This window comes from Rhizobium sp. 268, from assembly GCF_036571585.1.
GTDB classification, from domain to species: domain Bacteria; phylum Pseudomonadota; class Alphaproteobacteria; order Rhizobiales; family Rhizobiaceae; genus Rhizobium; species Rhizobium redzepovicii.
This window is the reverse complement of the sequence record NZ_JAPPSO010000002.1, coordinates 405,535-427,671: the sequence shown is the minus strand read 5'-3', so window position 1 is coordinate 427,671 and position 22,137 is coordinate 405,535. Positions and strand designations below refer to the sequence as shown.

Below are 22,137 nucleotides of genomic sequence, written 5' to 3'. Positions count from 1 at the left end.
GTTCAATTCACGACGTCACGACCTCAAGTTACTGGAATCCCGAAGAAAAACAGCCATCGCGAGCAAAAAATGGCCCACGCTGAATCCTCTCGATACGATCGGGTGCTTGCGACGCGGTGTTGCGCAGAGATAATGGACCCATGCAGAAATCGGACAATCACCCTGCCGGAATTGAAATCGCGCTCTGGCAATATTCCAGCAACGAACGCCACTGGAATTGCTGGATGGAGTCGCTTTCACAGGAGGAACGGGATCGGGCGGCGACCTACCGGTTCGAAGGCGATCGCGCCTCGTTCATGGCCGGCCGCTACCTCCTGCGACGGCTGTTGAGCTTGTCTACCGGGACAGCGCCGGGCGAGCTGGTCTTGTCTGCGGACAAGGACGGCAAGCTGAGGCTCGATGGTCGTGATGCGCCGCAATTCAGCCTCGCCAATGCTGACGGGCTGGTGACGGTCGCTGTCGCTTCAGGATGTGATCACGTCGGAATAGACTGCGAACGCATCGACGTCGAGATCGAAGAGGCGGCAGTGGCGAGCTATTGCAGCGGGGACGAACGACGCTGGCTCGCGGAATTGTCTGCCCGCGAACGTGCGCAAGCGGCTGTCGCGCTCTGGACGCTCAAGGAGAGCCATCTGAAGGCGCTGGGCGTCGGGCTGCGCGAGGATCCTCGCAATATCGCTTTTGCCTGGAAGGATGGCGTCCCCGTCATGGTCGGCGGCGATCGCGATCGGCGATGGCACCACCGTCTCATCGAAAGCGGCAGCCGGCACGTCGTCGCGCTGGCTGCCTGCTGCCAATCCGGGCTCCCCGGCATTTCGACACGGATATTTCAGGACGACAGCATGCCGTCCGAATAGCCGGCTATGAGCTGGTGCGGCATTGCGGACGCCGTCTCCGTTGCCCAGGCCAATTGCGCATTGTCCGGTTCCGCGTCGAAATGCTGCCGGCCGAGCAGCGTATTGACGATCGTCGCGCTGCGCCAAGCCATCAGGCTGAGCTGAGAGTCGGCGATACCATGCGAGTTTCGACCTGCATTCTGCGCCAGCAGCCGGTTTGCCCGCGGGCCTGTCCATTGCATCGTGTAATCGTCGTTGAGCATGGGATAGCCGTTTCTGTCGAGCGTTATCCGTTCACCCAGCGACGCGAGCGCATCCGGCAATCGGAACCGGTAGCCGGTTGCCAGCACCACCGCATCCGCATGCATCACCTCGATCCCGCCGTCGAATTGATTTCTGACAATGAGCCGATAGGCATTACCGTTCCGTTCCATCTGGATCACGTCGCGGCTCGGCGACAAAGATGCGTTCAGAGTGCTCGGCTCGAGATAACGCAGCGCGTAAAGGCGGCGGTAGATCGAATGAATCGTCGAAATCGACAAGCCGTCACTGGTCAGGATCGAGTTCTTCAAGGCTGCCTGCTTCTGCTCGCCGCCGAGCTTCAGATAGGCCTGCACATACTCAGGCGAAAAGACCTGGTTTGAAAACGGCGTGTCGTTGATCGGCTCGAAATTGTGTCGTCGGCTGATCCATGTAAGCTCTTTCATCGAACTCGGGTCCGCAAGCAAGGCTTCGACGACCTCGCCGCCGCTCTGGCCGCCGCCAACGACGACGATGCGGCCAGCACGAAGATCGGTGATACGCGATTTCGCCTCGCTGTTATGGAAGCAATCGGCACCAAGGAAGGGTTTTGCCCAGTCGGGCACGAAGGGCGAAGATCCCGTGCCGATCACCAGGTTCTTCGCTTCCTCCTGGCCGTTGTCGAAACGCAGGACGAAACGGTCGTCGCGGTGCTCGACATCGCGAATGTCAGTTCCAAAACGCAAACCCTCCACGCCCTTGGCGACCCAGGCGAGATAACGTGCGAATTCCTGCCGCGGAACGGCGTCATAATTGGCGTTGAGGAAGGCATAGAGCCTCTTATGCGCAACCAGATAGGAAACGAACGACCAGCGGCTGGTGGGCAGGACCGGCGTGACGAGGTCCTTCAGGAAGGACGATTGCAACTCGACGCCGGGCATCATCATGCCGGGATGCCAGTCGAATGCGTCCCGCCGCTCGAAGAAGCGGCTGCGGACCTCGGGCACCGATTCCAGCAGGCAGGCAAGGCTCAGATTGGAGGGTCCGATGCCGATGCCGGCAAGATCGAGCGGCTCGTTGACGGCATCCCTGCGGGTAAAAGCGACGGTCATGCGAAATCCTTCTCTGTTTCCTGGAGACGCAGGGCAAGCCTTGAATGGAAGGCGGGAGACCCGATCATGTGCAGATGGTTGGTGCCGGTGATGATTTCGGCCGCATGCGCCCGCGGCGACAGGCGGCGCCAGTCAATCAGGTTAAGGCCCCGATTGAGGCTGTCGTCGGCTGCCCAGGGATAGATCGGCACATCGTGAGGGACGAGCCGATGCTTGCGGAAGATCAGGGCATTGTCGATCAGCACCCAGAACGTATGCTCGCGGCTGCTGATATCCGGCCCGTCGGTCGGAAGCGGGTCCTTTTCGTCGCCGACGAAGCGTAGGAACTGATCGTAGGTATCGGCATCCATCGTCGACAGCAGCCGGTCCCATTCGGGACGCATCTCCGTCTTTTGCAGCCATGCATCGACATCACGGTGAAGCATGTCGCGCTCGCCCGGCCGGAACCTCGGCTTGGCGCCGATCGCGAATTCAGAGCCGAGGTCGCAAACATCGACCATCGCCATCATCCTGACGTCGACCTCGTTGCCGAGCGTCCGGGCCGCCTCGTAGGCCAGAAGCCCGCCCCAGGACCAGCCGAGGAAGGTGCAAGGCGCGCCTTTGCTGTGGGTCCTGATATGATCGACATAGCTCTCGATGATCTCTTCGATCGGCGCGCCGACTTCCTTCTTTTCGGACAGCGAATGGCAAATGAAGCCGGTCGCCGGCTGGTCGGCGCCGAGATAATCGACCAGCTTCACATATTCGCGGTGCTGACGAGAAGCCCCGGGAAGCAATAGAGCCGCGGCTTGGCGCCGGAAGCGCGCAGCACGATCACCTGCGACAGATCCCGTTCGGTCCCCTGCTCCATCACGCCGGCAAAGGCGCGGATGGTCGGATTATTGAAGATATCGGCGACGGTGAGCGGCGTTTTCGGCCGGCGCTGCCTGAGCTGCGAAAGAATGCGGATCGCGCCCAGCGAATTGCCGCCGATCGTGAAGAAATTATCCTCGACACTGATCGCTTCCAGCTTCAGAACCTGGCGCCAGACATCCAGTACCTCCTCTTCGAGTGTGGTCGCCGGCTCGACGATTTCGCGCCGGACCGGCTGGGGTGCGGGCAGCGCGAAGCGGTCGAGTTTGCTGTTCGGATTGGTCGGCATCTTTTCCAGTTCGACCACCGCCGCCGGCACCATGTAGGAAGGCAGGCTGCGTTCGAGGCCGGCGCGGACGGTCTCGACGTTCAACGTCTCGTCCTTCTTCGGAACGACATAGGCGACCAGCGCCTTCTCGCCGGCATCGTCATCGCGCAGCACGACCAGCGCTTCACCGACGCCGGGCTGCTGGAGGAGGGCCGCTTCGATCTCGCCGAGCTCGATGCGGTATCCCCGCAGTTTCACCTGATGGTCGACGCGGCCGACGAATTCGACGGTTCCGTCCTCACGCCAACGCGTCAGGTCGCCGGAGCGATAGAGCCGGCCGCCCTCCTTGGAGAATGGGTCGGGAATGAAGCGATCGGCCGTCGTATCCGGCTTGCCGAGATAGCCGCGCGCAATGCCCTCGCCGCCGATGTAGAGTTCGCCGGTGACGCCGATCGGGCAAAGATTGAGATCGGGATCGAGCACATAGACGCGCCGCAGCCCGACGGCGCGGCCGAGCGGCGCATAGACGCCCTGGAACTTCGTACCGGCCCTCACCTTCCAGACCATCGGCGTCATGATGGTTTCTGTGGGACCGTAACCGTTGATCAGCCATTCCGCCTTCAGTGCCCGCGACAGAAGATCGAAGGTCGGTTGTGCAAGCCCCTCGCCGCCGAACGAGTAAAGCCGCATCGGCGGCGCCCCGTCGGTGATGTCAGCCCACTCCGCCAGCTGCTGCAGATAGGTTGTGGGAATGCTGGCATTGTTGGCGCCATGCTTGCGCATCGCCGTCAATGTCTCTTCCGGCGTCCAGAGCGGCTGATCGGGAAGGATGATGCTGCCGCCCTCCATCAACGGGTTCATCCACCGCTCATGGCCGCCATCCGAGCTGAAGGGCAGGAACGGCAGCTCACGAGATTCCGAGCTCATGCCGTAGACTCGCGAGGTGTTTTGCAGATGGTGCGTCAGCGGCCCGTGTTCGACGGCGACGCCCTTTGGCAATCCGGTCGAGCCCGACGTGTACATGACATAGGCGAGCTGATCCCTGTGCGTGGGACTATAGAGCGGCGTATCCGGCTCGCCGTCGAGGTCGATCTTGTCGAGTTCGAGAATAATGGCGTCGAGTTCTTCCGGCAGCCGATGGCGCAGCCAGCTATGGGTCAGGACGATCTTGACGCCCCCGTCGCGCAGGATGTGGTGGTTGCGTACCGGCGGGTGGTCGGGCTCGACGGGAATATAGGCGCCGCCGGCCTTCAGCGTTGCGAGAATGCCGACGATCGCCTCCGGCGAGCGCTTGATGAAGATGGCGACCGTCACCTCGGCGCGAACGCCGAGCTGCCGCAGCCGATGCCCGAGGCGGTTGGTGTTTGCTTCCAGCCAGCCATGGCTCCATTCCTCGTCACCGTAGACGATCGCGGTCTTCTCAGGCGTGCGGCGCGAATGGGCTGCGATCAGCTCATGCACCGGCCTGTCGTCGTTGACGGCATCATCCTCGTAAGGCGCCGACAGCCAGTCCAGCTCTTCGGTCCCCACCAGTTCGATATCCTTGATCCTCACATTCGGCTGGGCGACCATTTGTTCGAGTAGGAGGCCGAAATGCCTGGCGATGCGGGCAACCAGGGCGCCGTCATAAAGATCCTGCGCGTAGTCGATCAGCGCGGATGCGCCGCCCGAATGCGCCTCGACCACCAGGGAAAGCTCGCTGTCGGCGCGGGCGCCCGGCGGCTCCAGATTTGTGGCGTGGCTGGGCACCGCATAGCGTCCGCGGAATTCGAACAGCGCCTTGACCACGGCTTCCTGGGCGGCGGCTTCGTCGACGACCAGTTCCTGGGTGATGCGTTCCAGCGGCAGGAGCCGGCGTTGCCCCTCTTCGCTCGCCGACGAGATCGCCGCTATGATATCGTCGAGAGAATGTCTCGAGGTCAGCGACAGGATGAGCGGGAGCACCTGCTCGGCACGGCCGCGGCTGGCAAAATGCTCCTTATGTGGCCGCGCAACGAGAAGGCCGGTCAGCAAAGCGTAGTTGCCGCTGTAGCGGGCCAGCAGGGCGCAGAAGGCGGCGTGAAGCACGCGCTCGACCGGAACGCCCTTCCCCGCCGCATCCCGTTCGAGTTTGCTCCAGAGGTCGGCCTCGATCGAAAATCGGTGCTGCGCGCGCGCCACGCCTGCCAGCCCGCCGCTGTTGAAGCGGGTGGGAAAAGTCGAGGCCGCATAGTCGAGACCGATGGTGTCGCGCCAATAGGCAAGCGCTTCCCGCGCTTCGTCCGTCTCCAGCCAATCGGCCTCCCGCGTCCCGGCCGAGATTTCCAGCGGATGCATGTCGCCAATGGGCTCGCCATCGAGAATTCGCGCCAGCGACCTGGCAAGAACGGATTTTTCGTGGTCGTCGCAGACAATCGGATGCAGCACGATCGTCAGCAGCGACTGCCCCTGGGCAAGCCGGATGATCTGGATGCGTGCACCGGGCTCCTCTAGCAGATCGAAGCGCTTGTCGCGGAAGGCTTTCCTTGCCGCCGACGCATCCGGCTCGGAAAGGGCCGCACCGTCTCTGCCGAGGATCTCGATCGGCACCGCGCTCGATGCGCCGCGATATTGCTCGATCCGGCCGCCCGCCAGCCGGCGGAAGCGGCTAGCAAGCGACGCATTTTGCGCCATGAGCGCCCGGCAGGCGCCGACAATCATCTCGAGGTCGGTTGGCGGGCTCAATCGCAGCCCGATGATCTGGTCGGGAAAGACGGTGTAATTGCCGATCTGCTCCAGTGACCAGATGCGCTTCTGCGCGATCGTCAGCGGAAAGCTCTCGAAGACCGCATCCATTGCAGCATCGGTCGGGGAAGCATCGGCGAAATTTGTGATTTGCTTGTTCATCTTGGGGATCCGGACGTTATTCAGAGACGCGCATCGCCTGATATTGCCGAGCGCAGCGAGAGGGGACGCGGGTCCGTCCAGACGTCGCGGATATGGGCCAGGCATTTCTGACGTGAACCGGCAAAGCCGGCCGGCTCCCAGCCCGTGGGAATCCGCTTGTCCTGCGGCCAGACCGAGTAGTGGTGCTCGGTGTCGATGACGGCGATCCAGAGATCGTCGCGAGGCTCAAAACTGTCCATCGAAAGCTCCTGCGGTGATTGATGTCATGCGCAAATGACGAATCCCGATGGCTGCGGTTTAGAAAATTGCTGAGAATTTTTTTCTTCGTTCACCCCTAAATTCGCCCAGAGATGGATCGTCATTCTACCAAATCGGCAGAAGAGCTGGCTTCATGCTCGCCACATCAAAAGCCCGGTCGATCAAGGAGAACATCATGGATTTCGACGCCGCCAAACAAAGGCGCGTTCTGCAGTCGCGCAGCTACATCAGCCTCGCACCCAATCTTATCCATCTGAAGACCGCGCACGGTCACCACGAGGCCGCATTCGAGGTCGAGGCCGACACCGCGACGCTCACCTTCTACCACGGCGATCCCGTGCGATCGGCCGAGCTTCTGATGGCGGCCGCCGAAGCCGTGACGGCGGAAGATCGCTCGATCAGATCAGTCGTCTTCGACGGGCATCAGGCGAGCCTCCCGCCGCATATTTCCGGCGCCGGCGGCACGCTGGATTCGGAGATCCTCTGGCAATGGCCGTCGCTCTGGCTGCCGCAGCTCAGCTACCCGCTGCCGCCGGTGCAGGAAATGACCGCCGGCCGTTATCATCCGCGCCGGCCGGCAAAGCCGAAGGGCACGGTCTACCGGCGATTCATTCCCTGGCTGGAACGCGACATCAGCTTCCGGGTGGCCGATCCCGAGACCGATCTTGCCGCCTTCCATCGCTGGATGAACGACGAGCAGGTCAATATGATCTGGGAGGATGCGGGCTCGCTCGACAGGCACCGGGAGATCCTGGAGGAGCGGATCGCCGATCCGCATGTCCTGCCGCTGATCGGCAGTTTCGCGGACATCCCCTTCGGTTATTTCGAGGTCTACTGGGCCAAGGAAAACCGGCTCGGCCCCTTCTACGATGCCGACGACTATGACCGCGGCTGGCATGTCGCGATCGGCGAACCCGATTATCGCGGCAAGAAATGGATCAGCGCCTGGCTTCCCTCGCTGATGCATTTCATCTTCCTAGACGATCCGCGCACGAAGCGCATCGTCGGCGAGCCGCGCGCCAGTCACGAGCAGCAGATCCGCAACCTCGATCGCTCGGGTTTCGCCAAGGTCAAGCATTTCAATTTTCCGCACAAGCGGGCGCTGCTCGTCATGCTGACCCGCGAGCGTTTTTTCGGCGACCATCTCTGGGTGCCCGCATCATGAACGATATGAGCGAGATGAGCGGCAGTCTTCGCAAACGGCGCCTCGCCCCGGAAGATCTTGCCAATCCTCAACTTCTCAGGCTGCTGCTGCGGCTAGGACTGCCGGCCATGTTCGGCCTGTCGATCAATGCCGCGCATCACACGATCAACATGGTCTTCGTGGGCATGATCGGCGAAGACCAGATCGCCGCGATCATGATCGTCCTGCCGATCCTGATGCTGATCGCCGCCTTCGGCGAAGGCATCGGCGTCGGCGTCGCAACCGAGGTCGGGCGGATGCTCGGCGCCGGCAACCGCTCGCGGGCCGGCGCCATTGCGTCGATCAGCCTTGCTGCCGGCGTCGCCTTCGGCGCGGCAAGTGCGCTCACACTCGTCGCCTTTCCGGATCTGCCGCTGTTCGGCGCCACGCCCGCGATCGAGCCGCTTGCGCAACATTACCTGATGATCATCGCGATCTCGGTCCCGCTGACGATGGCGCAGATCATTCTCGATTTCCTGGCGATCGCCGAGGGTAACGCCCGCTTCAGCATGTGGACGCTGGTCGCCTGCTTTGCCTTGAACATGATCCTCGACCCGATCATGATTTTCGGATTCGGCCTCGGCCTAGAAGGCGTTGCCATCGCCACCATCCTGTCCCAGCTCGTCGCGCTTTCCATCTATGGCGCCTACCACATCAGGCGGCTTGGGGCGGTCCGGCTGAGCCTCGACTGGCGGTTGGCGGACATCCGCACTCTCAGGCCCGTCCTTGCAGTCGGGGCGCCGACGACGCTGACCAGCCTTACGACGGCAGGCGCGATTGCGATCATGGTGTCGCTCGCCGCCACCTATCACGGAGAAGCCGGCATTGCCGGCATCGGGATTGCCTTGCGGCTGCTTGCGGTCGGAACACTTCCCGTTATCGGCATCTCGCTTGGGGCCCAGTCCATCCTAAGCTTTGCCTGGGGTCGAGGCGATATGGCCAGGGTGCTGTCGGCAACCCGCATCCTGACAGCGGTCACGAGTGCGGTGAGTGGCACCTGTGGGCTGACCGCGCTTGCCTTCTCCAAAGAGCTTGCCTCCTTCTTCACCAACGATGCGACAGCGATCGGGATAGCCGGGCAGGCGATCGTCGCAACCCATCTTCCGCTTCTGCTGTTCGGCCTGCGGCAAACGGTGCTGATCCTTTTCCAGGCGCAGGGCAGACCCAAGGCGGCGGTTGCCATCGGCCTGGCGCAGAACGGCTATCTGCTTTTTCCGCTGCTTGCGTTCCTGCCGCCCTTCTTCGGCTTTTCAGGCCTGCTGGCCGCGATGTTCCTGGCCTCGGCCCTGACCGGCCTGCTGTCCGCGGTCTGCCTGGTGAGATCGCTCAGCGCACTCCGGCAGCGCTCCACCAGCCGTCTGACCTCCATCCGTCCCTATCCAGCTTTTGTCCATGAGAGGATGACCATGAACCAATCGATCAATCCGCACGACCTTGGCGCCCATGCAGTCGCCGACGATCTCTTCACGCCCGTCGATCCGGCGGCATTCAACGCCGTGTCGCCGCCGATCTTCCAGACCTCGCTTTTCACCTATGACAGTTACGAGGCGATGGAGGATGTTTTCGCCGGCCGCACCCGCAACTACATCTATTCGCGCGGCGACAATCCGACCGTCCGCGAATTCGAACTCCTGGTCGCCCGCCTCGAGGGCGCCGAGGATGGGCGCGCCTTTTCGAGCGGAACGGCCGCCATCACCTCGACAATTCTGAGCCTGGTGCAGGCCTGCGACCGGGTCGTCGCCGTCCGCCACCTCTATAATGATGTCTACCGTCTTCTGGTTAAACTGCTCGACCGGCTCGGCGTCGCCGTCGATTTCGTCGATCCCGCCGACCACGACGAGGTCCGCAAGGCGCTCTCCGGCGCCAAGCTGCTCTATCTCGAAAACCCGACATCCTTCGTCTTCGAGCTGCAGGATATTGCGGCGCTGTCGGCCATGGCGAAGGAGGCGGGCGTTACCACCATCATCGACAATTCCTGGGCAACGCCGCTGTTTCAGAAGCCGATCCAGCACGGCGTCGATATCGTCATCCACGCCGCCTCGAAATATCTCGGCGGCCACAGCGATACGGTCGCCGGCGTCGTCGTCGGCTCGAAGGAGGCGATCGCGCGGATCAACGCGACCTCCTATCCCTATGTCGGCGCCAAGCTCTCGCCGTTCGAGGCCTGGCTGCTGCTGCGCGGCATGCGGACCCTGCGTGTCCGGCTGAAGGAACATGAGCGCAGCGGGCTTCTGCTGGCCGATCGGCTGAAACAGCATTCGGCGATCGCGCGCGTCCGTCACCCGGCCTTTCAGGATCATCCCGGTCGGGCGACGCTGTCGGGTTATGCCGGGCTGTTCGCCTTCGACCTCAATCCCGATATCGACGTCGCCCGTTTTGTGAATAGTCTCCGCGACATCCGCCTCGGCGTTAGCTGGGGGGGACCCGAAACACTGGTGGTCCCCGCCAAGGTGGCGCTGCAGATCCCCGACCGGATGACTTCCTTCATCCGGTTCGGCGTGAGCGAGCAGACGGTTCGTTTCGCCGTTGGCCTGGAAGAGCCGGAACTGCTGTGGAACGATTTGCAGCAGGCGCTGCACGCTGCGAGACGTTAACAACTTGCCGGTGCGCATAATCGGGGCGCAGGAGGGGTTCGGCCATCGCGAGATGGCAATGCTCCTCCGCCGCCTTGATCATGAAGTTGACGAGGGTCCTTGAGACGCCGAGTTCGGCGGCAATATCCTTCTGCGGCACGCCGTTGAGGCGGTGCCGTATGAAGGCATCGTTGGTGCGCTTCGGCAAGGCCTCGAGCGAGGCAAGCACATCGCGCAGCGTCTCGGCGGCGACAAGCTGGTCGAGCACAGTTGGGATGGGAGCCGTGATCTCCTGAACCTGATCTATCGACCTATAGTTGTTCATCTGCTGACGGCGGCGGCGGCTTTCGTCGAGTGCGAGATTATAAACCATCCGAAAGGCGTAACCGATCGGGCAACGAATACCATCGGTTTTGACCCCGTAAGCTTTAATAACACCATCCTGAAAGATATCCTCAGAATATGACCTTGATTTAACAACGCTTTCAATCGTCTTAAGGAGCTTATCCTTGTTTTCGATCATAGCGTTGACAACGGCATTTCCATTCACATCGCGATGCAATGCTTGCATTGTCCCGTACCCTTTTTACAAATGGAAAACAGGCTTTGTCGTTACTGGTCGACGTAGTCGTGGCGCTCTTTTTTGCAGGAAAGTACACGATTTGATTGCAGTGTTTATTTTAAGGTGATAACAGGAGTCAAGTTTAAATCGACGGAGTGAAAGCGAGAAAAATGGGAAGGACAGTTGAGATCCTGACGGGCAAGGCGGAGCTCTGCCGATCGATCATGAGGGCTTTGCCCGACTGGTTTTCGGAACCCGAAGTCATCGAAGCGAGCGCCCAGGCGATCGAGGAGCTGCCGGTCTTCGGCTATATCGAAGCGGATGTCGTCACCGCGCTGATCGCCCTGAAGCCGCACCTGCCTGATGCCGTCGAAATCGCACTGATCGCGACACGCCCCGAACATCACGGCCGCGGCGCCGGACGTCATCTCATCGACGAAGCCGAACGTTTCAGCCATGAAGCGGGTGCCCGGTTGCTGACGGTCAAGACGCTCGCCCCGCGCGACCGCGAGGAACCGCAATTCGAGGCGACGCGGCGCTTCTACGACCGCAACGGCTTTATCAGGGCGGAGGTCTTTGCAAAGCTATGGCACGAGGACCCGTGCCTGTTCATGGTCAAGCCGCTTGCCGGCGTCCAGGCAGGTGAGACGACGCTTTGAGACGACGAGACTTTCTGCTTGGTGCGCTGGCAATGACCGGCGCACCCGCAACCGTGCGTGCCGGAGGCGGCGGCGTCGTTTCGCTCGACTACGGGCTGGCATCGACAATGCTTGCGCTCGGCGAGGCGCCGCGTGCCGTCGTTTCCTTGAGAAACTGGGGGGAATGGGTGGTCACGCCGACGATGCCGGCCGGCGTCGTCGATCTCGGCACCACGTCGGAGATCAATCTCGAAGTCCTCACCAGCATCCGGCCGTCGCTCATTCTGAGCACCCCTTTCCTTGCGGCACTGGACGATAAACTGTCGCGGATCGCGCCGGTGGAGAGGTTCACCATTTATGCCGAGCACAACGAGGCACTCGACTGTTCCTACGCCGAAACGCTACGGCTCGGCACGATGATCGGACGGGCACAGGAAGCAAAGGCATTTCTATCCCATGCCGATGCCACCTTCGATCGGTTACGCGACCAGACGAAAAACCTGTCTGCGCCCCCCGTTGCCGTCATCAATTTCATCGACAACAGGCATGCGCGCATCTACGGCGGCCCCGGGCTTTTCAGTGGCGCCATGAAGCGCATCGGCCTTGAGAATGCCTGGAAAGGCGAGGCCCGTTACTGGGGATTTCAAACGATCGGCCTGGAACAGCTCGCCGAACTCGACCGGGAAGCGCATCTCATGATCGTTTCGCCGCTGCTTCCACCCGACGCCCTGATGCAGCTTTCCGACAGCCCGCTCTGGACCAGCCTTCCCTTCGTCAGGCGGCAGCGGATCTCGGTCATTCCAGGCGTTCTGATGTTCGGAATGGTGCAAGAGGCGCTGCGGTTTTCGACCCTGGTCGTCGATACGCTGGAGATCTCAGCCAGATGAAGGCCAGATTTTCTCCCTTCGGGGCGCCCGCACTTGCGGGCCTCCTGCTCTTTTCCGGGTTGGCCCTTGCCGTGCTGGAGGTTTGGACGGCGCTGCCTCATCTCAAGGCGGCGACCGACGGCTATGATGCCGAGCGTCTTCTTCTCCTCTATTCGACACTGCCGCGCATGGCGACAGCCCTGATCGCCGGCGCAGCACTCGCACTCTCCGGCGCGATCCTGCAACAGGTGCTGCGCAATCCGCTGGCCTCGCCGACGACGCTCGGTATTTCCACCGGCGCCAATCTGGCGTTGGTGTCCGTCATGCTCGCAGTTCCCTCACTGGCGGGATGGGGCCGGGACGCGGTCGCGCTTGCCGGAAGTGCCGCAGCCGCCTTCGCCATCTTTTCGATCAGCGCCCGGCATGGCTTCTCGCCCTTTTCCCTCATCCTGTCCGGTATGATCGTCGGCCTCTGGTGCGGGGCGGCGGCGGCCATCCTGGTGCTGATGAACGATCAGTATCTTTCCGGGATCTTCATCTGGGGCGCCGGATCGCTGTCGCAGCAAAGCTGGGTGATTCCGACATCGTTGCTGCCGAAGGTGGCGCTGCTCACCGCGCTTGCCCTTCTGGCCACAAGACCGTTGACGCTGAGCCAGATCGGCGATGCCGGCGCAACGAGCCTCGGTCTGCCGATCAAATGGGCCCGCGGTTTCATGCTGGCGATTGCCATTGCGCTCAGCGCCCTCGTCACCAGCGCCGTTGGCGTCATCGGCTTCATCGGGCTGGTCGCTCCGCAGATCGTGCGGCTTGCCGGCGCCAGGCGCATCCTCAGCCAGCTGATCTGGTCTCCCATTACAGGCGCCGGCCTTCTGCTCCTGACGGATCAGGCGATCAAGCTTGTTGCTCCAGGCGACTTCGTGCCGACGGGGGCGGTGACGGCATTGCTTGGCGGCCCGATCCTGATCGCTCTTCTCCCACGCCTTGCCACAGCCTCACGCGCGCTGCCCGGCGTGGCGTCACCACAACATGCAATCAACAACCAAACGGCATCCTTCGCTGCTCTGCTCGTCCTGGTCATCGCATTGGCGACTGCCGCGATCTTCTTCGGCCGCGCACCCGACGGCGCCTGGACATGGCTGCCAACCGCCGCGTGGGACGGAATCCTTCCCCTTCGGCTGCCGCGGGTCGCCGCCGCGTTCGGCGCCGGAACCGTGCTCGGCGTGACGGGCCTCATTCTGCAGCGGCTGACCGGAAACGAAATGGCAAGCCCCGAGGTGCTCGGCGTATCGGCGGGGGCGACGCTCGGCGTTGCGGCGGCCATGTTCGCCTTTGCGGCACCTGGCCTAACGATCCAGCTAGCCTTTGCCGGCGGCGGCGCCCTTGTTGTGCTGACCCTGATCTTCCTCCTGAGTGCGCATTCCGGCTTCGGCCCGAACCGTGTGCTGCTGGCGGGAATCGCCCTCGGCGCGATACTCGATGCCGGGATCGGCGTCCTTGCCGCAAGCGGCGATCCGCGCGGCCTGGCGCTCATCCGCTGGATGGCGGGCTCGACCTATTTCGTCGACAATGCGGTGGCGTCAAGCGCCCTTCTCATTGCGCTCGGCTGCCTGGCCGTAGCCTTTCTCACCAGCCGCTGGCTCGCCCTGCTGCAGCTTGGAACCGAGACGGCAAGCGAACTCGGCCTCAGGATCGTTCCCGCACGTGCGGTGCTATTCGGTCTCTCGGGGATCATGACTGCGGCGGCGACGCTCGTCGTCGGCCCATTGAGTTTCGTCGGCCTGATGGCGCCGCACCTTGCCCACGGGCTCGGCCTTCGCCGGCCCGCCGCCCAGCTCCTGGCCGCCGCCCTCATTGGGGCGGCCCTTCTCGTCCTCGCCGACTGGACGGGGCGCATGATCGCTTTTCCCTATCAGATCCCCGCCGGATTGATCTCGGCCCTTGTGGGAGCCCCGATGCTGCTGATCGTTCTGCGCCGGCGGTCGTGAGAAACTGACCGCCGTCCGCAGCACCAGCCTGCACCGATAAGGCTCCAGCAGGATGGCCTGACGGTATTAGCTCGCCAATGCCTCGGCATCGGCGCCTGCGGGAATGCGCAATGGAGAGGAAGGATCGGTCGCAGCGCGCCATACCGCCTCGGCAACGTCGCCGGGTTGTGTCAGGGCCGATTCAGACTGCTTCTCCCACGACGCGAATACGCCGGCAACGACCGATGAATAGGCTTCGGGGAAACCGCCCTGTTTCTGAAGCCGCGAGCGCGCCGTATCGCCGAACCGCGTCTGCGGCGCGCGTCCGGGAAGGACGATCCTCACACGCACGTTGAAGGCCTCAAGCTCGAGCGCGGCGGACTCGGTAAAAGCGTTCACCGCGGCTTTGCTGGCCGTATAGACCGAGAGGAGCGGAAGCGGCTTAAGGGTTACGCTTGAGGTGACGTTGACGATGACCCCTTCCTGCCGCTCCCGCATCTGCGGCAAAACCGCCTGCGTCATCGCAATGGTTCCGAGCGTATTCGTCTCGAAAAGATCGCGGGCAGTCTCCATCGACGTCCCTTCAACCGCGTTGAGCCAGCCGATGCCGGCGTTGTTTACCAGCACGCCCACAGGACCGGCGGCGTCAAGCGCAGCATGTATGCTTTCAGGGCTCGTAACATCCAGCGCGAGGATCTTGAGATTTTGCGACGGCGGCAGAAGGTCTTGGTGCGGCGTTCGCATGGTGGCAACCACTTTCCAGCCCTGCGCGAGAAAGAAGCTGGCAATTTCCAGCCCGAAACCTGATGAGCAGCCGGTGATGAGAACGGTCTTCATATGTGTCTCCTGTCTATGCTGACGGCCGTAGATGTAGACGGCGGTATCGATACTGTATATCATGCATCGTCCATATTACATTATCCGGAGTATCGATGAGCGACCCTTTGGCGGACATCGTCACGCTGCTGCAGCCAGCTGCGCGGTATTCAAAGGTGGTCAGCGGCGCAGGGATGTGGCGCGTGGATCGCCAGGAGACTGGCCAGCCATTCTACTGCGTGGTCCTGGAGGGTGCCTCACAGCTCAGCGCAGAGGACGATCGGATTATTCTGCGGGAAGGCGACTTCGTACTGATCCCGGCGGCTCATTGCTTCACGATGTCGAGTCTGGGCGCTGAGTTGTCGCCCGGGATCGATCCCCTTACCGTGACAATGCTCCCGGACGAAACCCGCCACGGTGACCCCCAGGGTGCAGCGAATGCACGATTGCTCGTCGGCCATTTCTCTTTCGGCTCGCCTGATGCGGCGTTGCTGATCTCCCTGCTGCCGCAAATCATCCATATCAGCGGCGATAACAGGCTGTCGGCGATCGTTCATCTCGTTACCGACGAAGCCCGTGCTGAGCGGCCGGGAAAGAACATGATCCTTGCCCGGCTGTTGGAAGTCCTGCTTGTCGAGGCGTTGCGGTCGGATGTCGGGGAGGAGACGCCTCGCGGAATTCTGCGAGGCCTCAAGGATGCACGTCTGGCCCTGGCCATCCGTCGACTGCATGAAGACCCAGCCAGGGAATGGACGGTGGAACAGCTTGCCGATGAGGCGGCCCTGTCGCGGTCGGCGTTTTTCACTCGCTTTCGGCACGCTATGGGCCTGGCGCCAATGGAATATCTCATATCGTGGCGCATGGCGCTCGCCAAAAATCTGCTGAGGCAGGACCAGATCGGAATTCAGGAGATAGCGCTGCGCATCGGCTATGGCTCCGCAAGTGCGTTCAGCACGGCCTTTACCCGCTTCGTCGGATTGCCGCCCTCGAGATATGCCGAGCAGGCACGGACCCTCGCGAACGCCGCCGTATAGCTCGGTTGACCGCCGATTGTTTGTCGATTTTTGCAGTGCTCCGGCCGCTCAAAATCGCTGCTTGACTCTTTTGAGAGCCTGATCACCCACCAGGCCGTCAAGGTCGACGGCCTGGTGGGCGACAAGATGATCGACAATCGAAGGCGCGCCGAGACGCCCTATTCGGCTCTGCAGCCCTACCTTACCACCGATACTTAAGCGTCCCCGTCATGTTGCGGCCCTGGCCAAGATAGCAGAAGCCCTCGTTGCAGACGGTGTCCCGTTCGTCGGCGATGTTGCGGATATTGAAGGCCGCCGTCAGGCCTTCGTATTTCTTGTCGACCGCGCCGAAATCATATGAGGTGGATGCGTCGATGTAGAAGCTCGAGGGGTTCTTCGACGTATTGGCTGTATCCGTCCAGTTCTCGCTGACATAACGAACGCCCGCGCCGACAGACAGGCCATGGAACGGGTTGGTTTCCTGGAACGTATAATTGGCCCAGAGGCTCGCGACGTGCGAGGGTGTCAAGGCTGGCGTATTGCCCTCGTTTTCACCGCCTCCCGTCACTTCTGACTGGTTATAAGTGTAGGCCGCAATAAGGTCCCAGCCATCGGCTACCGCCGCGCGGGCTTCGAGTTCGATGCCCTTCCCGGTCACTTCACCGATCGATCCATAGGCAAACAACAGCGGATCGACCAGCACCGGCTTGTTCTTTTCGACGATGTGATAGGCAACGGCCGACAGGAGGATGTCGGAGCCCGGCGGCTGATATTTCACGCCGAGCTCGTACTGTTCACCCTCTGTCGGCGCCAGGATCTTGCCTGAGGTCGAACGGTTGGTCACCGGATCGAACGATGTGGCGTAGGAGACGAAGGGAGCAATGCCGTTATCGAAGAGGTAGAGGGCACCGGCTTGCCAGGAGAAGGCGTTCTTGTCGACCTCCTCCGAGCTGACCGCGGGCAAGGTCGCATCGCGCGTCTGGTTCACCCAGGTCTGCCGGCCGCCGAGGTTGAAGCGCCAATTCCCGACCTCGATCTGATCCATGGCGTAAATGCCGAGCTGCCGCAGGTCGGCATCGGAAGCCAAGATGCTATAGTCCGGCGTGGCGCCCGAGACACCGTAGGTCGGATTGGTGATATCGAAGTCGAACGCCGGATCAGCAGCACCGGCCCCGTAGCCAAAGCTCGACTGGAGATTGGTGTAGTCGAGCCCGAACAGCATCGTATGAGCCAACGGGCCCGTGTCGAACTTCGCTTCAAGCTGGTTGTCGACCTGGAAAACGTTCATTTCGTCGCGGATCGCATTCGTGCCGCGATGCGCGACAGTCCCGGTCCAGCTGGTCACGCCGAGATAGCGGGCCTCCAGGTCGAGATGCGAATAACGCAGGTTCTGCCGGAAGGTCAGGCCATTGTCGAATTCGTGTTCGAACTGATAGCCGATCTGCTGCTGCTTGACCTTCTGGTAGTCGTAGTCGGGATCGCTCGCCCTGAGCTCGTGGATCTTGCCGTCCAAGGTCGTGATCGCACCGACGTTGGAGTCGGTCTCGTCCGATTGCGCCAGGCCGTACACCGTGAAAGTCGTGCCCTCGTCAGGCTTCCAGGTAAACGACGGCGCCAGGAAATAGCGGTCGTCGACAATGTCGAAATTGGTATCGCCACGACGAGCGAGGCCGACGATGCGATAGAGGAAATCGTCGTTGCCTTCGCTGATCGGCCCGCCGAAATCGAACATCCCCTGCACCCGATCCTTGGTGCCGTAGGTAATGCCAACCTCGCGGATCGGCTCCTCGGTCGGGAGCTTCGATATCTTGTTGACGAGGCCGCCCGGCGATCCCGCACCGTAGAGAACGGAAACCGGTCCCTTGATCACCTCGACGCGCTGGAGCTGATAGGGATCGGTGCGGAACATGCCATAATTGATATAGGGCTGGCGCAGGCTGTCACGAAAGTCCCCGACTGTCGTGATGTTGAAGCCGCGAATGTAGATCTGATCGAAGCGCGGGTCGAAGCCGTTCGGCCCGGTCGTCACGCCGGCCGTATAGCGCACAGCCTCGATGATGCTTTGGGCGCCGCGCTGCTCGATTTCCTTCTCGGTGGTGACCGAGATGGAACGCGGCGTCTCGACGAGCGGCGTGCTGATCTTGGTCGCGCCCGAGCTGTTCTTGGCCGTAACCGACGTCCGGTCCGTCTTGCTATCAGAGGCTGCACCTTGAATGACGATCGGCTCCAGTGCCGTCGCGGTGTCACCTGTCGCCGCGCTCTGGGCGGCAGCCGGCGAGGCTGCAATACTGATCGCAACCAAAGCTGTCGTGGCAAACAGGCTATTTCTGTAAACTTGCGATACAATATTAGAAACGTTCAAAAAAACACGCGCCATTCTTGGTCCCTACCTCACGGATGCGGGCGGAACCTATGGAGCGGGGGGCCTCTTGTCAACATAAGATGATTATTTTCGTCACCTTTTAATCGACGAAATTACGGCTTTCGCCATTCCCGAAGAGGTTGTGCAGATCACTGGGCGCAGACCGCACCCTGGCTTGTGTTTCAACCGCCCAATCGAGACATCGAAGCGGAAGTTACTTTCCCGGGACAATGTTTTCAGAAGCCTCGCCCGCTGCAACGCCGGCATCCGTCTCACCTCGATCAGCCTGACCAATTGACAGATATCCTACAAGTATATATGTGGTGCGCATCTTATCGACGAAGCGAGAAAGCGACCCGGCATGACATTGAAATCGATGAAGCCGCTGACGCGCGCACCGCTGCTGCATGTCTCGGTGCAGGAAAGTCTGCGCGCCTATATCGACGACAATGGGCTGGCGCCCGGAACCCTGCTTCCGGCGGAAGGCGAGCTTGCCACCCAGCTCGGCGTCAGCCGCAATTCGCTGAGGGAGGGCATCAAGGCGCTGGAATCGCTCGGCGTGCTGGAGACACGGCGCGGCGTCGGCATTTTCGTGAAGGCGTTTTCCTTCGAGCCGCTTCTCGACAACCTCGCCTACGGCCTCGGCGGCGCCCTGCGGCAGATCGAGGAGGTGCTCGAAATCCGGCGCACGCTGGAGGTGGGACTGATCGGCAAGACGATCGATGTGATCGGCGAGGAGGACATCGGCGAACTGCGCGCCACCGTCGATCGAATGCGCGCCCATGCCGAGCGCGGCGAAACCTTTGCGGCAGACGACCAGCTGTTCCACCGGCTGCTGTTTCGCTGCCAGGACAACGAGACGCTCGTACGGCTGATCGATGTCTTCTGGCTCGCCTTCTACAAGGCGTCGGATTTCGTCAACCTCGAAAATACCGATCCGATGGTGACGTGGCGCGATCACGCCGCGATCGTCGATGCGATCGAGGCAAAGGATCTGGAGGAGGCGCGCCGGCGCCTGGATCGCCATTACGAGGGAATTGCCCGGGTGATCGCCAATAACAAGACAAGTGCAAACATGGGAGGAACGCATGAAAAGACTGTCTAGATTATCCGCTGTCGCGCTTGGCGCCCTGCTGTCGACAACAGCCATTCCGGCTCTTGTCGTTTCGGGCGCCGCGATTCAGGCTGAGGCCGCCACCCTGTCCGGCGGCTTCGATGTCGGTCCGGGAGGCTTCCAGGGCAACTTCAATCCGCTGGCGGCGACCGCCGGCTTCACCTGGCTCAGCATCTATTACGAACCGCTGATCACCTATGACGAGAAGTTGCAGAAAGTCGTCGGCGCGCTGGCGAACGCCTACGAGGTCAGCCCAGACCAGCTGACCTACACGTTCAAGCTCGCCGACGCCAAATGGCATGATGGCAAGCCCTTTACCGCCAAGGATGCGAAATTCACCCTGGGCCTTGCGACGGATGCGAAAACCGGCTCGGTGCTCGCGGCCCGGCTGAAGGGCATATCGTCCGTCGAGACGCCGGACGATCACACCGTCGTCATCAAGCTTAGCGCACCCAGCAGCAGTTTTCTCGACACGATGACCAAGGTGATGATGCTGCCCGAGCATGCGCTCGCCGCCATACCGGCCGACCAGTTGGCAAAGAACACCTGGTGGTCCACCGCGCCGATCGGCACCGGTCCCTTCAAATTCACCAAATACGTCTCGGATCAGTATGTCGAGCTTGCCGCAAACACCGATTATCGCGGTGGCAAACCGGCACTGGAGCGCGTCATCAATCGCTATTTCGCCAACCCGGCCGCAGCGATCGCGGCGCTGAGATCCGGCGAAATCCAGTTCACCTATGTCGATTCCAACGACGTGCCGACCTTCAAGGACAACAAGGACTTCAAGGTCATCGAAGGCAACTCTTTCGTGGTCAACTATCTGGGCTTCAACCACGATTCCCCGATCTGGAAGGATCTGCGCATCCGCCAGGCGGTGATGTATGCGATCAATCGCGATGCCATCATCCAGAGCCTCTATGGCGGCGCGGCCAAACCGGCCAACTGCGCTTATGTCGCCGAACAGCTGATACCCCAAGGCATCGACAGCTACGCCTACGATCCCGAGAAGGCCAAGCAACTGCTTAAGGAAGCCGGCTGGGATCAGATCAACGGCGGCAAGCCGATCACGCTTCTGACCTATTACACCACGCCGCTTGCCACCAACGTCCTTGCCGCAGTCCAGGCGATGCTTGCCCAGGTCGGTATCAACATCGTGCCGCGCGCCGTCGATGCGCCGACCTATAATAGCATCGTGCTCAATGCGACGCCGGATATTGCCCAGTTCCAAATGGTTTACGCCGGGCTGCAGAACGGGCCTGATGCCGGAAGCATCAATGTCGGCCTCAACGAGAAACAAATCCCTCCGGCAGGACCGAATGTCGCCAGAGTGCGTATGCCCGATCTCACCAAGGCGCTGGATAGCGCGCTTGCCGAGCCCGACAGCGCCAAGCGAGATGCGGCCTACCAGGACGTCTGCAGGGTGATGAACACCAACCTGCCCTGGGCGACGCTCTGGGTGGCAAACCGTTACGGCATCGTCTCGACCAAGGCGAAGGATTTTGTCTGGACGCCGGCGCCGGGCGGCGGCCCCTACCAGGCCGACCCGCAGAAATGGTCGATGGCCGAATAACGGTTTCCGCAAAGGCTCAAGGGTGGCTTCGGCCGCACTGACAGGACGGCCCAACAAGACGGCCCGACAGACGGATTGACGATGCTCCGATACAGTCTTAGACGCCTGATCATAGGAACAGGCATGCTCGTCGCCCTGAGCATGCTGATCTTCCTGCTGCTGCGCCTGACACCCGGCGATCCGATCGATGCCTATATCGATCCGAACCTGCCGATGTCGCCGTCGGATCTTGCCGATCTGCGCCGACGCCTCGGGCTCGACCAGCCCTTGCCCGTCCAGTATCTGGGCTGGCTGCAGCAGGCACTGGCGGGCAATCTCGGTTATTCGATCAAGCGTCTCGACGAGCCAGTTCTTGGTCTGGTACTGTCGCGGATCGGGCCGACGGTGCTGTTGATGGGCACCGCACTTGCCTTCGCCATCATAGCCGGCATCGCCTGCGGGGTGATCGGCGCCGTCCGCCGCAATTCGCTTGCCGATCTCTCCTTGTCGGTGACAGCGCTTGCCGGCATTTCGAGCCCTGCATTCCTCAGCGCGCTGATCGGCCTCTATATCTTCTCCGTCCGCCTGCACTGGATGCCGTCGGGCGGCATGCTGACGCCGGGCGAAGAATTCTCGCTCGGTGATCTCCTTCAGCATCTGATCCTGCCGGCCGCTCTTCTGTCCGTTGCTCAAGGCGCATTGATCATGCGCTACATGCGCGCGTCGCTGCTCGAAGTCCTGAACCAGGATTACGTGCGCACGGCCCGCGCCAAGGGCGTTCGCGAGTTCTGGGTCATCAGCAAGCACGCGTTGCGCAATGCGCTTCTTCCCATCGTCACCCTGATCGGCTCCACCATCGGGCTTGCGATCGGCGGCGCCATCTTCATCGAGAGCGTTTTCAATTGGCCCGGCATGGGTCTTTTGCTCGTCGATGCCGTACAGACGCGCGACTACCCCGTCATCATGGGCGCGACGCTGATCATCGGCGCCTGCGTTATCACAGTCAACCTTCTGACCGACATCACCTATGCGGTCGTCGACCCGCGCATCAAGGTGGGCTGAT

At 61.8% G+C, this 22,137-nt stretch carries 15 protein-coding genes and 2 pseudogenes; 11 read left to right on the top strand and 6 right to left on the bottom strand.

Annotated features, from left to right (window positions below; all coding sequences use genetic code 11):
- The first annotated feature begins 140 nt into the window (after nt 1-140).
- Nucleotides 141-857 (top strand): 4'-phosphopantetheinyl transferase family protein, encoded by a 717-nt coding sequence (locus tag OS035_RS05390; RefSeq protein ID WP_331813435.1) that lies wholly within the window; start codon nt 141-143, stop codon nt 855-857.
- Here OS035_RS05390 and OS035_RS05385 read toward each other — a convergent pair.
- The 3 genes and pseudogenes from OS035_RS05385 to OS035_RS05375 form a co-directional block, all read right to left on the bottom strand.
- On the bottom strand, nt 830-2,188 hold the full coding sequence (locus tag OS035_RS05385; RefSeq protein ID WP_331813434.1) for a lysine N(6)-hydroxylase/L-ornithine N(5)-oxygenase family protein: 1,359 nt from the start codon (nt 2,186-2,188) through the stop codon (nt 830-832). The two genes, OS035_RS05390 and OS035_RS05385, sit on opposite strands and share 28 nt — an antisense overlap.
- Nucleotides 2,185-6,173: pseudogene (locus OS035_RS05380) on the bottom strand (non-ribosomal peptide synthetase). Before OS035_RS05380 ends, OS035_RS05385 begins: the two are co-directional and overlap by 4 nt.
- 20 nt (nt 6,174-6,193) lie before the next feature.
- Nucleotides 6,194-6,412, bottom strand: a complete 219-nt coding sequence (locus OS035_RS05375; protein ID WP_222135122.1) for an MbtH family protein — start codon at nt 6,410-6,412, stop codon at nt 6,194-6,196.
- Nucleotides 6,413-6,606: 194 nt separating this feature from the next.
- Here OS035_RS05375 and OS035_RS05370 point away from each other — a divergent pair, with 194 nt between their 5' ends.
- From OS035_RS05370 to OS035_RS05360, 3 genes and pseudogenes are all read left to right on the top strand, one after another.
- Nucleotides 6,607-7,596 (top strand): GNAT family N-acetyltransferase, encoded by a 990-nt coding sequence (locus OS035_RS05370; RefSeq protein WP_331813548.1) that lies wholly within the window; start codon nt 6,607-6,609, stop codon nt 7,594-7,596.
- Nucleotides 7,593-9,002: pseudogene (locus tag OS035_RS05365) on the top strand (MATE family efflux transporter); the annotation flags it as partial. The gene OS035_RS05370 and the pseudogene OS035_RS05365, both read left to right, overlap by 4 nt.
- An 18-nt stretch (nt 9,003-9,020) precedes the next feature.
- Nucleotides 9,021-10,208, top strand: coding sequence for a PLP-dependent transferase (locus OS035_RS05360; RefSeq protein WP_331813547.1), 1,188 nt, complete (start codon nt 9,021-9,023; stop codon nt 10,206-10,208).
- Here OS035_RS05360 and OS035_RS05355 read toward each other — a convergent pair.
- Complete coding sequence (locus OS035_RS05355) at nt 10,099-10,758, bottom strand: sigma-70 family RNA polymerase sigma factor (protein ID WP_239620858.1); 660 nt, start codon at nt 10,756-10,758, stop codon at nt 10,099-10,101. The genes OS035_RS05360 and OS035_RS05355 overlap by 110 nt on opposite strands.
- 161 nt (nt 10,759-10,919) lie before the next feature.
- On the opposite strand from OS035_RS05355, the gene OS035_RS05350 reads away from it, so the two are divergent.
- Genes OS035_RS05350 through fhuB form a run of 3 tightly spaced genes read left to right on the top strand, consistent with a single transcriptional unit; the run spans nt 10,920 to nt 14,238 of the window.
- Nucleotides 10,920-11,408, top strand: a complete 489-nt coding sequence (locus tag OS035_RS05350) for a GNAT family N-acetyltransferase (protein WP_331813433.1) — start codon at nt 10,920-10,922, stop codon at nt 11,406-11,408.
- Nucleotides 11,409-11,440: 32 nt separating this feature from the next.
- Nucleotides 11,441-12,274 carry an iron-siderophore ABC transporter substrate-binding protein gene (locus OS035_RS05345; RefSeq protein WP_331813546.1) on the top strand — a complete coding sequence of 278 codons (834 nt, stop codon included), beginning with the start codon at nt 11,441-11,443 and terminating at the stop codon, nt 12,272-12,274.
- Nucleotides 12,271-14,238 (top strand): Fe(3+)-hydroxamate ABC transporter permease FhuB, encoded by a 1,968-nt coding sequence (gene fhuB / locus OS035_RS05340; protein WP_331813432.1) that lies wholly within the window; start codon nt 12,271-12,273, stop codon nt 14,236-14,238. Before OS035_RS05345 ends, fhuB begins: the two co-directional genes overlap by 4 nt.
- 66 nt (nt 14,239-14,304) lie before the next feature.
- Here fhuB and OS035_RS05335 read toward each other — a convergent pair whose 3' ends face one another.
- Nucleotides 14,305-15,054, bottom strand: a complete 750-nt coding sequence (locus OS035_RS05335) for an SDR family oxidoreductase (RefSeq protein ID WP_097624292.1) — start codon at nt 15,052-15,054, stop codon at nt 14,305-14,307.
- Nucleotides 15,055-15,149: 95 nt separating this feature from the next.
- Here OS035_RS05335 and OS035_RS05330 point away from each other — a divergent pair, with 95 nt between their 5' ends.
- Nucleotides 15,150-16,067 (top strand): helix-turn-helix transcriptional regulator, encoded by a 918-nt coding sequence (locus OS035_RS05330; RefSeq protein ID WP_131710609.1) that lies wholly within the window; start codon nt 15,150-15,152, stop codon nt 16,065-16,067.
- Between the two features lie 181 nt (nt 16,068-16,248).
- Here OS035_RS05330 and OS035_RS05325 read toward each other — a convergent pair whose 3' ends face one another.
- Nucleotides 16,249-18,423, bottom strand: a complete 2,175-nt coding sequence (locus tag OS035_RS05325) for a TonB-dependent siderophore receptor (protein WP_331813431.1) — start codon at nt 18,421-18,423, stop codon at nt 16,249-16,251.
- A gap of 346 nt (nt 18,424-18,769) precedes the next feature.
- On the opposite strand from OS035_RS05325, the gene OS035_RS05320 reads away from it, so the two are divergent.
- The 3 genes from OS035_RS05320 to OS035_RS05310 all read left to right on the top strand — a co-directional run bounded on the left by OS035_RS05320 (nt 18,770) and on the right by OS035_RS05310 (nt 22,136).
- Entirely contained in the window at nt 18,770-19,513 is a 744-nt protein-coding gene (locus OS035_RS05320; RefSeq protein WP_331813430.1) for a FadR/GntR family transcriptional regulator, read from the top strand.
- A complete protein-coding gene (locus tag OS035_RS05315; RefSeq protein ID WP_239620854.1) occupies nt 19,497-21,095 on the top strand; it encodes an ABC transporter substrate-binding protein in 1,599 nt (532 codons plus the stop codon). The genes OS035_RS05320 and OS035_RS05315 overlap by 17 nt, the downstream gene beginning before the upstream one ends.
- A gap of 81 nt (nt 21,096-21,176) precedes the next feature.
- Nucleotides 21,177-22,136 carry an ABC transporter permease gene (locus tag OS035_RS05310; protein WP_331813429.1) on the top strand — a complete coding sequence of 320 codons (960 nt, stop codon included), beginning with the start codon at nt 21,177-21,179 and terminating at the stop codon, nt 22,134-22,136.
- Nucleotide 22,137: the final 1 nt, after the last annotated feature.